At 55.8% G+C, this 12846-nt stretch carries 14 protein-coding genes; 6 read left to right on the forward strand and 8 right to left on the reverse strand.

Annotation, left to right across the window (positions count from 1 at the left end; translation table 11 throughout):
- Nucleotides 1–14: 14 nt before the first annotated feature.
- The 4 genes from JW885_14570 to JW885_14585 all read right to left on the reverse strand — a co-directional run bounded on the left by JW885_14570 (nt 15) and on the right by JW885_14585 (nt 3243).
- Nucleotides 15–1040, reverse strand: a complete 1026-nt coding sequence (locus tag JW885_14570; protein ID MBN1883388.1) for a WG repeat-containing protein — start codon at nt 1038–1040, stop codon at nt 15–17.
- Nucleotides 1041–1165: 125 nt separating this feature from the next.
- Nucleotides 1166–2131 (reverse strand): tryptophan--tRNA ligase, encoded by a 966-nt coding sequence (trpS, locus tag JW885_14575; GenBank protein MBN1883389.1) that lies wholly within the window; start codon nt 2129–2131, stop codon nt 1166–1168.
- Between the two features lie 46 nt (nt 2132–2177).
- Entirely contained in the window at nt 2178–2840 is a 663-nt protein-coding gene (locus JW885_14580; GenBank protein ID MBN1883390.1) for a hypothetical protein, read from the reverse strand.
- 4 nt (nt 2841–2844) lie between these two features.
- Entirely contained in the window at nt 2845–3243 is a 399-nt protein-coding gene (locus JW885_14585; protein MBN1883391.1) for a YjbQ family protein, read from the reverse strand.
- A 123-nt stretch (nt 3244–3366) separates the two neighbouring features.
- Between JW885_14585 and maf the strand changes: the two genes are divergently transcribed.
- The 5 genes from maf to JW885_14610 all read left to right on the forward strand — a co-directional run bounded on the left by maf (nt 3367) and on the right by JW885_14610 (nt 6335).
- Entirely contained in the window at nt 3367–3987 is a 621-nt protein-coding gene (gene maf, locus JW885_14590; protein ID MBN1883392.1) for a septum formation protein Maf, read from the forward strand.
- Entirely contained in the window at nt 3980–4690 is a 711-nt protein-coding gene (locus tag JW885_14595; protein ID MBN1883393.1) for a YggS family pyridoxal phosphate-dependent enzyme, read from the forward strand. Before maf ends, JW885_14595 begins: the two co-directional genes overlap by 8 nt.
- Before the next feature lie 101 nt (nt 4691–4791).
- Complete coding sequence (locus JW885_14600) at nt 4792–5070, forward strand: hypothetical protein (protein ID MBN1883394.1); 279 nt, start codon at nt 4792–4794, stop codon at nt 5068–5070.
- A gap of 22 nt (nt 5071–5092) precedes the next feature.
- Nucleotides 5093–5392, forward strand: coding sequence for a hypothetical protein (locus JW885_14605; protein ID MBN1883395.1), 300 nt, complete (start codon nt 5093–5095; stop codon nt 5390–5392).
- Nucleotides 5393–5594: 202 nt separating this feature from the next.
- The gene (locus tag JW885_14610) at nt 5595–6335 is read left to right on the forward strand and encodes a hypothetical protein (GenBank protein MBN1883396.1); all 741 of its coding nucleotides are present in this window, start codon (nt 5595–5597) and stop codon (nt 6333–6335) included.
- Nucleotides 6336–6480: 145 nt separating this feature from the next.
- Here JW885_14610 and JW885_14615 read toward each other — a convergent pair whose 3' ends face one another.
- The 4 genes from JW885_14615 to JW885_14630 all read right to left on the reverse strand — a co-directional run bounded on the left by JW885_14615 (nt 6481) and on the right by JW885_14630 (nt 10816).
- The gene (locus tag JW885_14615; protein MBN1883397.1) at nt 6481–8124 is read right to left on the reverse strand and encodes a hypothetical protein; all 1644 of its coding nucleotides are present in this window, start codon (nt 8122–8124) and stop codon (nt 6481–6483) included.
- 628 nt (nt 8125–8752) lie between these two features.
- A complete protein-coding gene (locus tag JW885_14620; GenBank protein MBN1883398.1) occupies nt 8753–9178 on the reverse strand; it encodes a VOC family protein in 426 nt (141 codons plus the stop codon).
- Nucleotides 9179–9221: 43 nt separating this feature from the next.
- The gene (locus tag JW885_14625; protein ID MBN1883399.1) at nt 9222–9467 is read right to left on the reverse strand and encodes a hypothetical protein; all 246 of its coding nucleotides are present in this window, start codon (nt 9465–9467) and stop codon (nt 9222–9224) included.
- Nucleotides 9467–10816 (reverse strand): YihY/virulence factor BrkB family protein, encoded by a 1350-nt coding sequence (locus JW885_14630; protein MBN1883400.1) that lies wholly within the window; start codon nt 10814–10816, stop codon nt 9467–9469. The genes JW885_14625 and JW885_14630 overlap by 1 nt, the downstream gene beginning before the upstream one ends.
- A 232-nt stretch (nt 10817–11048) precedes the next feature.
- Here JW885_14630 and JW885_14635 point away from each other — a divergent pair, with 232 nt between their 5' ends.
- Nucleotides 11049–12812 carry an amidohydrolase family protein gene (locus tag JW885_14635; GenBank protein ID MBN1883401.1) on the forward strand — a complete coding sequence of 588 codons (1764 nt, stop codon included), beginning with the start codon at nt 11049–11051 and terminating at the stop codon, nt 12810–12812.
- Nucleotides 12813–12846 lie beyond the last annotated feature (34 nt).

Below are 12846 nucleotides of genomic sequence, written 5' to 3' on the forward strand. Positions count from 1 at the left end.
AGTCGAGAGATAACCTATCTACCGATTTCCAAAAACTCCCCCTCCCGATCCACGAACCCCCACCCGCCGTCCCTCCCGACGGCGCTGTAGCCCTCGGAAAAGCCGCCGACGCGATCGAACATCGGCTCGATGACGATGTGTCCCTCGGCGTCGATGAATCCCCACAGGCCCCCGGTCTTCACCGGGCCCAGTCCCTCGGAAAAATCCCCGGCGGCATCAAAGACCGACTCGATGACGATTTCCCCCGTGGCGTCGATGTAGCCGTATTTTCCTGATACCCGGACCATCGCCAGTCCCTCGGAAAATTCCCCTGCCTCGTCGTATACGGGCTCGATGACGAATGTCCCCGTCTCGTCGATGTATCCCCAGCCCCCGTCCCAAAAGACGGCGCACAATCCCCCGGAAAAGTCCGCCGCGTCTTCAAAGGAGGGCGTCACCGCATACGCCCCCGTCTCGTTGATGAATCCCCACTGGTCCCCGGTCCGCACCGCCGCCAATCCTTTGGAGAACTCCCGGGCCTCGTCAAAAGCAAACGCGATCTCCGTCTCCCCCTGAGTATCGATATACCCCCAGCTTCCGTCCCGTTTTACCGGTGCCAGACCCCGGGAGAATTCCCCGGCGTCCTCGAAGGTCGGGGAAATGATCACGGCGCCGTCGGAATTAATATATCCCCACAGGCCCGAGATTTTCACCCGGGCGAGGTTTTCGGAAAAATCCCGGGCGTCATCGAATCTCGGATCGATGATCAGGGCGCCGTTTCGGTCGATGAAACCGTGTCGGTCTCCCAGGAGGCGGTGGGCTCTCCCGTCATGAAAATCGAAAACGGGGGGGTAAAATACCGATTCTCGGACGAATTCGGGTTTCACGGCGTATTCTCCGGTTGTGTCCACATACCCGATGCGACCGTTCACCTCCACCCGGGCCAGTCCCTCGGAGAAGCTCCACGCATAGTCGAGGGGAAGCGTGTGGTCTTGTGCGAGTGTCACAGAACAGATCAAAACAGACAGCATACATACGCCGATAGAGATATATCGTTTCATGGAGCGGCTCCTCGATGTGAGTCGGACGGTACAAACGGCTTTCTGATAATACCCGACAAAAAACGGGGATGGATGTTCCATCCCCGCGTCGGAGTATCCGGGCATTGTCGATTGTGTGGGGACGTCTAATACACCAGCCCGACGTTTTTCCGGACGATACTCAGGGTCTTTTCCGCCTCGGCCCTGGTCTTTTCCGCACCGGCCGCCAGTACCTTTCGGATGTGGTCCTTGTTCGCCATCAGGTCGTCCCGCTTTTTTCGATACGGGGCGAAGTATTCCCAGATGACGCCCATAAGCTCCTTTTTCACCTCGGAGTACTTCAGCCCGGGGGCCAGGTAGCGCTCCCTGAGCTTCTCCAGGTCGCCTGTGTCCAGAAACAGGCTCATCAGGGAAAACAGGGTGTCGTTATCCGGATCCTTGGGCTCGTCCACCGCCCGGGAATCGGTGACGATGCCCATCACTTTTTGCTTCAGCTCCTTTTCGCTCAAGAATATCTCGATGGTGTTGTCGTAGGACTTGCTCATTTTCTGTCCGTCGATGCCGGGTATAATCGCCACATCATCGCTGATTTCCGCCTCCGGGACGGTGAAGGTCTCCCCGAAGATATAGTTGAAGCGCTGGGCGATGTCCCGGGTGATTTCCAGGTGCTGTTTCTGGTCCTTGCCCACCGGGACCCTGTCGGCCTGATAGAGCAGGATGTCCGCGGCCATCAGCACCGGATAGGCGAACAGCCCGTGATTGGGGGCCAGTCCCTTGGCGATTTTATCCTTATAGCTGTGGGCCCGCTCCAACAGTCCCATCGGCGTGACATTGCTGAGTATCCAGGTCAGCTCCGTTACCTCCGGCACATCGGACTGGACCCAGAAGAAACACTTCTCGGGATCGAGACCCAGGGCCAGGAAGTCCGCCGCCGCCGCCAGGGTATCCTTGGCAAGGGGTACGGGATCCGACACACTGGTCAGGGCGTGCAGGTTGACGATAAACACAAACAGTGTCGCCTCCTGCTGGTATTTGATCATTTGGCGCATCATGCCGAAGTAGTTGCCGATATGAAGGGAACCGGACGGTTGAATTCCGGAAAGTACTCGCATAGATATCATTCCTTTTTGAAAGCGTCATGGTGATGAAGGTGATGGGTTACTCAGTAAGGATATATTCGGTGAGCTTCAATTTGATTTTTTCTCCAGTCGTGTAGTCAATATAGTAATAGGCGGTGATGCCCACTCCCGGGGCGAACGTCATCATTTTCCCCTCATCCGGTTTTTTCATGATGAAGGCGTATCCGTCCACCGGGCCGCGAAGGGCCGGCACCGATATCCGTGTCGTCTTGACGACCCACCCGGATTCTCCCACGATCGTGCCCTGGTAGAGGCCGGAGATGAGGGGGAACGAGATGAATTTTTCCTCCGCGCTCGGATCGTACCGGCCGCCCATGGCGGTGTTCATATCCTGCTGGTTCTCGATCAGGTACACGTCGTTTCCGAGAAGGTAATAGACATACGATGAGCGGCAGACGGCTCCGTCCAGGATGGACAAGGCGTCAAAGGGATGCCCCATCATATGGGCGCCCACGTATCCGCCGCCGGTCACGAATCGAACCACCTCGGATTTCAGGTTGAACTCGATGATCTCCGTATCTTCGCCGTCGCTTTCCCCCTTTTCATAGGTGCCGGTGTAGTACCAGACTCCGTTATCCTCAAGGGGGAAGAGCGTTCCCGATCCCGAATCCATGGCCAATGTCTGGGTTGCGAACAGTGCGATTAGTGCATTGATGAGAAGGTGAAAAGATCGTTTGAACATGCCGTTACCTTTCGGATATGACCTTGACCAGAACGTTTCTTCTGCGCGGTCCGTCGAATTCACAAAAGAACAGAGACTGCCACGTGCCGAGCACCAGGGTGGAGTTTTCAACCATCACCATTTCCGATGCGCCCACGAGACTCGACTTGATATGGGCGTCGGAGTTGCCCTCGACATGTTTATAACCGTCGTCCTTGGGTACCAGGTGCCGGAGCTTGCCGATCACGTCCCGGGGGACGTCCGGATCGGCGTTTTCATTGATGGTAATTGCGGCGGTGGTGTGAGGCGTAAACACGTAGCAGACGCCCCTCAGAACGCCGCTCTCCTTGACCACCCGCTGCACGTCCCGGGTGATGTCGATCATCTCTTCACGGGATGAGGTGTTGACGTTCAACTGCTTCATAGTTGGTATTTTTTAGTAAAAATGAGTAAAAATCAGTACGTTACATTATCACCAAGGCCTTTATTTTTCAACCCTTTTTTGTTATACTGGCCGCCGTTTGATATTGAAACAATCAGGATGTCTATGACAACAATCTATCGCACCACCGCCCCCCTGATACTGGCGTCCCGGTCCCCCCGGAGGATCGATTTTCTCTCAACCCTGGGGCTTCAATTCCGGGTGATCCCCGCCGACGTGGATGAAACCTTCAGGGCGGGGGAGACCTTTGAAGAGCACGTTCTGAGACTTTCGGTGGAAAAGGCGAGGGCGGTCTCGGTACACCACCCTGATGCATACATCCTGGGGGCCGACACACTGGTCGCCGTCGATAACCGGCTTCTGGGAAAGCCGGAAGATCCTGAAGACGCCGCCCGGATGCTTCGGATCCTTTCTGGGAACACACATCGGGTCATCTCCGGATTTTCCATTATCCGGGAGGCCACCGAATCCATATATAAACAATGCGTGGAAACCGACGTGACGATGCGAAACATTCTTCCCGAAGAGATCGAAGCCTACGCGGCGACTTTGGAGCCGCTGGACAAGGCCGGGGCGTACGCCATCCAGGGTATGGCCATGGCGATGGTAACGAAAATAGAGGGGTCCTATACCAACGTCGTGGGTCTGCCGGTGCCGGAGGTGATAACGGCGCTGATGGAGCTTGGGGCGGTTGTTGTGAACAGACAGGATACGACACATGAATGAAGACACTATTCGAAAAAACCTCGATACCGTCAATGATGCGATCGCCCGGGCCGCCGAAAAGGCCGGGAGAAGCAGTGATGAGATAACCCTCGTCACGGTCACGAAGACGTTCGGCGTCGACATTGTTCAGGCCGCCGTAGCCGCAGGCGCCCGGGATCTGGGGGAGAACTACGTCCAGGAGGCGAGGGAAAAGATCACTACCCTCGCGGAAACCGACGCCCCCCAACCCCGGTGGCATTTCATCGGGGGGCTCCAGAAGAATAAGGCGAAATACGCCGTGCGCCTCTTTGATCTGATCCATTCGGTGGACGGCGTAGAGCTGGCGGCCGAGCTGAATAGAAGGGCGGGCCTTGAGGGGAAGAAACAGGACGTGCTCATACAGGTGAATATTTCCGAAGAGGAGCAGAAGTCCGGCGTCTCCCCCGAGGGGATCATCGCGCTTGCCCGTTCGGTGGCGGCGTGTGAAAACCTGTCTGTTCTGGGGCTGATGGGGATGCCGCCCTTCGGCCTGGACCCGGAGGTCAGCCGGCCCTATTTCGTGACGCTGCGGGGGCTCTCGGAGCGTATCGAAAAAGAGCGTATCCCCGGCGTTGTCATGGAAGAGCTTTCCATGGGCATGTCCAACGACTATGCCGTGGCGGTGGAGGAGGGGGCGACCATGGTGCGGGTCGGAACGGCGATTTTCGGCTCCCGGTATTCATAAAAAACAGTATGGTGAGTGAGAAGACTCTTCCCTTGTTCGACGCGGGTGATGTGATACAATACACCTCATCTGTACACTGTTTTTCACGGGAGGAACGGTCAATGCGTACATATATCAGCTCCCAGGATGGGAACTCAACGGGGACCCTTCTCGTTATTCTCGCCGTTATCATGCTCATACTCTTCGGTCTCGCCACGAATTTTCACCTGGTTCGCACCGACGACGACCTTGTCGTCGTCAAGAAGGAGTCCATTGGATTGTCTGATACCTATGTCGATACCCGGGGGTGGTCGTTTATCGAATGGGAGGAACACCCGGCCCTGATGCGTACAATGGAGGCGAACGAGCCGGGAGAGGTCATCAGGTTCGATTCAGACTGATTATATTTATTATGAGTGAGTCATGGCAAAAAAACGAAGCACGAAGAAGAAAAAGAGTTCCCGAAAGAAAAAAACAGACCAGAAGAACATCGTAATCCTCGTCGGGGCCGTAGTCGCGGCGGTGGTCTTTTTCGGAGTCCTGTTCAACTATCACTTTCTGATGACGGACGACGGTTTCGTGGTGGTCCAGAAGGAGTCATGGGGACCTGATGCCACCTTCGCCGACACGCGTAACTGGGGCTTGTCCGACTGGTTGGAGCATCCCGAGGTGACCGAGGCCCTGACGAAACGGGAAATCAAGAATATTATCGACCGTTTCTAGATGGAGTAGGGGGAAATCCCCCGTGTGAATCTTTCTCGTTTTATCCCGGACACGGCCCGATCGACTGTACCTCCATACGGAGGGATCGAAAAATGCGGGGGGAGGGGTAATATTTGTGTGCGGGATCGGTGCGGTGTTCCCCCCGTGGACGTCTGTCATGATATGATACATGTTTTTTGTCATAATCATTTAGGATATCGGTATGAAAAAACTGAGTGTGCTGTTGGCGGTGATGTTCTGTATGTGTATTGCGGCGGTGTCCGCAGTTGCCTGGGAGAACGGCACGATAACCTATGACGATACGCCGGTGATGGCGGAGCCGAACTTCTTTTCCGACATAACGGGCACGCTCATGAAGGGCGACCGGGTCGCGGTGATCTCCCGCACGTCCTGGACCGATACCCTGGCTGCCCTGCCGGTGGACTACTGGTACGTGGTGGAGTACTGGGGTCCGTCGGGAGAGTATGTATTCGGGTATACGTTCGGATCGAACCTGGCCGTCGATGCCGGGGCGGAGGTGCCGATTAAAGAGGATCCCGAGGGATTCGTCCCGCCCCTGCCGCCGTCAAACTACTCACATGGTGTGGGCGAGTTCTGCGTGAGGGCGGAGATCGACCTGAGCTGCCGGACGACGCCTGTGGAGTTCACCATCCCGGCGGGGAAAAAGGGGGTGAATTTCGAGATACAGTTTCTCTCTTCCAGCTGGGAATCCTGCATGGGTGAGGGGATCACCTCCGTCTTCTCCGTGACGATTTCCGATATCGGCGAAATGCCCCATACCGTCTATACCTACACGGAGCGCATCGCCGACGATCCCGAGACCATCGAGATGAACCGGGCGGATTTCTCGTCCCTGGTGCTTCCCGAGGGAACCTACGGGCTGACTGCCAACGGCGGGTCCGATACGGTGTGTGAAATCTGCTACGAGGTGATAGACAGGTAGAAGGGAGCCGGTTTTCGGGGATATGTTCTCGACAGAAGATCGCGGCTAAACTCCCGATCCTTTATGAAAGTCAATCGACCGACATGAAAAAAAACGGGGCGCTCGAAACGGGCGCCCCGATTTTTATATCGGTTTCAGGCTGTTTTTAGAATTCGTACATGAGGTTGAACATGCAGCCGTAATCCCATGTTTCCAGGGAGAGGTTTCTCGTGGTCGGATCGATCAGGGCATACCCTAAACGAGGCCCTACCGTGTTACCGTATGCAGAGCCGTCCATATCATACTCCACGTCGTCCAGGGGCATGGTGACCATGCCGGAAAGGGAGAGGGTCAGTCCGTTGACCGGCTTGTACAGCACCGCCAGGTCCAGGGTCAGGTTCTGAAACAGGTCCGTGTCTTCCGCGTCAATGAACTGGGGGTCCGGAGCAGCGCCGGAGATGAACGGAGAATCATAGGCATTGGCGTATTCCTTGTTCGCCCAGCCCATGTCGTACCTGACGCCGAAGGAGGTGCTGAGGTTCTCGGTGAACTCCGCCGTCATGCCGAGATCGAGGGAAAGCATATTTACCATGAGAGAATCATCCTGGGAAAAGGATGTCACACCATTAAAAAATACGACGGCTCCTGATACGACATTAACCTGTTCGTAGGAATAATCCCAGTCGGCGTAGGTATAGGACAGCGTGGCGTCGAAGGTGTAGGAATCCATTTTATACACAACACCAAGGCCCGCCATGATGTGCCAGAGATCTTCTTCCACGTCGTAGTCGATGCTCCCCGGTCCCCGGGCTACCCCGCGGTAGGCTTGGTTTCTGAAGTATCCCTCGGTCACGCCATCGATGCCGTAGTCGAAGCTGCCGTAGTAAAACTCAAGGGAGATCGGAAACGAAAGCGTGTCAGATACTATAATGGTCGGATTAAGAGCCGCTTCGATGTCCCATCCGAAATAGTCCCGAGATTCCAGGGCTTCGGAGTTCGGGCCTCCACCGGGAACGGGAACTCTGTCGACGGAATAGATGGCCCGCCGGTCTATCCTTCCCCAGTAGAAGCCAACCGAGGTGGAGGCGTTAAGGGCGAAGGCGTCCGCGGGTTGTGCGGAAATGCCCACCACCGGGCGCATCAGGTGAATGTCAAACACGGTGTTTTTGTCGATGTAGGTAGCGTTTTCAGGCGTGCTTGAATTGGCGCTATTTCCAGCCATGTCGTCTGAGATCTTTTCGTGGGTGTACCGATACTCCACTCCGGTGCCGAAAGAAAACGCATCGCTAATGGCCAGATTGTAGAGCATCGCCAGGGAAAAGGCGTTCTCTTTCACTTTCCGCTCAGTAGCTCCGTAAAAGCGACCGAAGCCACCTCTTCCGTCATCCCAGTAATCGAAGAAATTCTCGTTCCCCTCCATGTAGGAGAAATCGTAGTTGAAGATAAAACCCAGAGTCGAGGCGTCGCCCAGCTTCATCACGTATCCCAGGTCCGTTCCGAACCCGTTGGAGATGTATCTGCCGTCGGAATACCCGGTCGTGTGACCGATAAACAAACCATCATCAAGCAGGTTCAGGTAATCAGACGAGACCTTTGTGGTGCTGCCCAGGTAATAGGTATCGAAGATAAATCCAGACGTGGACCCCTCTCCCAAAAGCGCGGGGTTTGCGGTCAGGTCGGCCCGATCCGCACGGAAGATCATCTTCGGCGAACCGGTGATAGTCTGATCATCGAATCGCACATAATCACCGCCCAGGGCGATGGCCGGGATGATCATGAGAAAAAGTAACATAAGAGCCAGTTTCTTCATGTCACAGTACCTCCCATAACATTGTAAAAACTAAAGAAACATGTATAGTCTCTATATAACGCACACATTCAGTACAGTATGCGTCCCGCCACAAAATAACCGTTGTGCCCCCCACGGGGAGGTACAACCACGGCCGTCACTCACAAGACGGTATTGTTGCGCTTTTCAGATTGAGGTTGATCGATTCCGGTCGAAACCAACGGGGAAGTGAATCGCTCGGGAAGAAATTGCCGTCACAAAATGTCCAAGCTGCACCGGAAATACTTGATCTGTTTTATATATTTTGACAAAAGATTTGTCAAGAGTATTTTAAAAATTTTAATGTGTGTGGTCGCCATTACAGGATATGGAAGAGACTTGTTCCTTCAAGTGACACGTTTCCGGTTGTTGATTGACAGGTCGTTTCGAGAGGGAAGGGGTATTCCGAGTGGAATCGTCTCTTTTCCCTTTGTCTTCGGGAACAATGATGGAGGAGACGAGATGCATAAACGGGACGTATCGTTGAAGGGAGAGAGGGGGGGGCGTGCGGGAGTTAAGACACCGATCGTCATCGGAACGGTCCGGCGGAGGTAGAGCGCGTTGAAAATAGGAGACGACGGGAAACAAGGGGGGAATCTGTGATCCCACATTACAGGAAGTAATGCTTCAACTGTTCCGGAAGGGCGTTCCTGTCCACCTCGAACAGCTCAATGAGCACATCATTCGGCGCCGGTACCATGACGTATTTCCAGACGCCGAAATCGGTGACGCCCTTCCGTAACGTCACGCCTCGGTCCGTGAGTCTCTGTATCACAGCCTCGATGTCATTGGTTTGTATGCCGAAGTGGTGGATGCCGCCCCGGCCCGAATCCTTCGGCGGCTGATCGTACAGGTGTATCCTCCCCGCTCCAACGGCGATAAAGACGTTTCTCGCCCCGGCAAGTTCCATGTCCAGCGCCACCTCTCCACAGAACACCTCCCGGTAGAAGGCGATGGATTCGTCAACATTCGATGCAAAAAGGTGCACATGATGGACGTGGCAGGCGGCGGGAGTGTTCCCGGATGATCCGCTCATGGAGTCCTCCGTATTCCATCGGGAAATCTCAAAAAAAGGGATGTCACTCTTTGGATGATTCCTCCTCCGTGTCCCGGTCGTGATCCCCCGAACGGGGTGAGGAGCTTTCTTTCACGTTTTCAACCCGCCCCCGGCGGTCCTGGGACCAGGTCGCTTCCCACAGCTCACGGAAGCTTGCCGCCTGCCGGAGCCCGAACTCCCCGCAGCAGACCGGAAGGTAGACGTCGTCGGTGTCCGTCCCGGAGACGTTCCCGTATTCCTTCGGAGTATGTTTCTTTTTTGATGTCATCAGAAGAACCGTGAAAAGAAGTCGTGTTTCTCTTGTGTCCTGGTTTTCATCTCCAGAAGATACCTGCCCGCGAACTCCCTGCACAGGTCGTCGAAGGTGGTGTCCTTGTATTTTGCCTGAACGTCCCGAAGGATCTGCTCCAGGGTTATGTCGAGAAAGCCTCGCTCGCCCTCGGTCATCTGCTCCGACGGGTTGTCTCCATGTTCCCTGAGGGCGATGAGCACCTCGGTGAATCGGATGCGGGAGAGATCCCTCGACGGCTGAAAGCGCATCTCTATGGGGTCTTCGTCCGAGATAACCGAGATGAGATTCTCGTCTCTTAAGATGAATATCATTTCGTGTACGAGATGCTCCGGTACATCGAGGAGCTGCGAGAGCCGCTCGATAGAGAGCGGCTTTTTCCCCTCATAGAAGGCCGATGCGATGGCCATGAAGGCTCTCAGGGACAGCCGCTCCTTGTAGGAGTAGCTGACGTAGGCGGTCATGGCGTTTTCCCTCAGGTGGCTGTAGTTCTGGTGGATGTAGGCGGTGACGGCGCCGACGATGAGCATCAGCCAGCTTGTATACAGCCAGACCATGAAAAAGGGTATGGAGGCGAAGCTGGAATAGATGACGTTATAGCGGGACAGCCCGAACTGGAATTCGGTGTATCCGTAGAGCATCAATTGAAAGAGGGTGCCCCCCACCACCGCGCCGAACAGCGCCGAGGAAAACTGGACTTTCGTATTGGGGATGACCTTGTATATGAAGATGAACAGGAGCCACAGCACGAGATAGGGTAAGAGCCGGATAAAAAATCGGATCACCCAGGAAATGAGGAAGATGTCCTGGAGCCTCTGGACGATGGTGTTGCTGGCGAGAACGGTGTTGATACCGAAGGAAAGGATCATAATCAGCGGCGCCATGACGACGATACTGGTGTAATATGACATGCGGTTCAAGAACGGTCGGCGGTTCCTGATGCCCCAGATATCGTTGATGGTGATTTCCAGGGAATCCATGGCCTTGAACACCGCCCAGAAGGTGATAACCAGGCCGATGGAACCGAGAGTTGCGAAGTTGGTGTTGTCTATATAGCCGAGGACCGTCTCGGCGATGGTGCCCAGACCGGGGATATGCTCAAGTATAATCTCCTTGACATGCTCATCCACGTTGAAGGCGGTCAAGAGCGAGAAGACAAACGCCAGAAAGGGAATGAGGGAGATGAGCGTGGTGTATGTCAGGGCCGCCGCCCGGACGGTCAGCTTGCGCCCGGTGAGGGTCTGACCGATGAGCTTTACCGTGCGCCACTCCCGCTCGATGAGCCGCTGGACGGTGATCTCCCCGTCGAAGGACGAATTGACCTTCATGGTGAGTATGTCATGAACGCGTGTTTGTATCTTTTTTATATATTTGGCGAACATATCGTATCCTCAGACGTTGTCGATGAGTCCGTATATCGACGAAATCTCCTTTCAAAATCTGGAGGAATGCCGTACAATGCGAATCGGTATTCCCTATTATAGTGTATTGGCCGCACAGCGCAAGGCCAAAGGTAAAGGACTCCCTTTTGCGGCACGCATCAAGAAAAGGAAGCGACAGATGAAGAACGAGCATCAGAAAAGCGGCGGTACGGCGTTTGATTGTATCATCCGGGGAGGGACGGTGGTGGACGGGACCGGCGCCCCGCCCAGGAGGGCCGATGTGGGTGTGGTCGCGGGAACCATACGGGCGGTGGGGGATCTTTCGGACGCCTCCTCTGCCAGGGTCATTGGCGCCGAAGGCATGCTTGTGTGCCCCGGATTCGTGGACATTCATTCTCACGCGGACCTGAGCGTCCACATGGACGAGCACGAGGACATACTGACCCCGATGCTCATGCAGGGGATCACCACCACCATCGGCGGCAACTGCGGCCTGGGCGCGGCCCCGGTCACGAAGGAACACCGGCGGGATATCGTCGCCTACAACGAGGCCTTCGTCATGCGTTCCATGGAGGAGCGAATAACCTGGAGTTCTACGGGTGATTTCCTGGACAAGATGAAACAGCGGGGGGTCACCCTCAACCTGGGGATGCTGGCGCCTCACGGCGTGTTGCGGCTTTCGGTCATGGGGTCCGATCGTCGCCTCGCCGGTGCGGACGAGGTAAAGGGGATGGGCCGGCTCCTGGACCGATGCATGGAAGAGGGGGCCTTCGGGATGTCCACCGGCCTCCAGTATTTTCCCGGCTCCCAGAGTGATACGGATGAGCTGGTTTCCCTCGGGGATGTAATAAAAAGACATGAAGGTGTATTCACCTCGCACCTCAGGAGCTACTGCCATACCCTCCCCCAGGCCATAGACGAGGTGCTGACCGTGGGGAGAAAAAACGACATTCACATACAGATCTCCCATATCTATTGGCAGCCCTATTCGAAGGCGTTGACGCCGGTGGTCAAGGGGTTTGTGACCTTCGGATCGTTCATTTACAACAAGCTCAGGGTACCGATTCCTATCGAGCTGGGGCTGAAGGGCCAGTTCGCCCCGATCGACCGGGCGATCTCGGACGGGATGTCCGTGGGTTTGGATATCGTCCCATCGTCCCAGGGCTTCACGGAACTGCTCGCCTTCTTTCCGCCCTGGGTGGTGGAGGGGGGGCGGGACAAGGCCCTGGAGCGCCTGGTGGACCCGACGATCCGCCGGAAGATACGCCGCGATATCGAGCACGGGGAGCCGGACTGGCCCCACCGGGACGCCGCCGGGTGGTCGATGAACTACTTCAAGATGACCGGCTGGGGCGGCGTGCGCGTCATGAGCGTGGGGTCCGAAAAGAACAGACACATGGAGGGGATGTCGTTCCCCGAGCTGGGGAAACTCGTCAAGAAGCACCCCTTTGAGGTGATGTGTGACCTGTTGGTGGACGAAGAAGGAAGGGTGATGGTCTTTCACACGCCCACCGTTCCCGACGATCCCTTTGTGGCCCGCTCGATGTACTACGCCCTCTTTCACCCGCATGTGTCCATTGCCACGGATACGATTCTTCTGGGCATGGGGAGGCCGTCCCATCTCTTTTACGATTGCTTTCCCCGATATCTCAGCTTCTACGCCAAAAACCAGGGACGGATATCGATTCCCGAGGCCGTCAGGAAGTGCACGTCTTTACCCGCACAGCAGATGGGTATCACCGGGAGGGGGGAGATACGGGAGGGATTCGGCGCCGATGTGGTGGTGATGAACTGGGAACGGCTGGAGACAACGGCCACCTTTTACGAGCCGAAACGGCATCCGACGGGCATAGAATATGTGATCGTCAACGGAAAGGTCGTCGTCGACGGGGGCGTGTATCAAAAAGGAGTCATGGCGGGGCATATCCTTCGGAAATCGTGAGGCCGGCCTCCCGAGTGTTCACCGAGGCCCACGC

This window comes from Candidatus Zymogenaceae bacterium (assembly GCA_016931225.1).
Lineage (GTDB): Bacteria > Desulfobacterota > Zymogenia > Zymogenales > Zymogenaceae > JAFGFE01.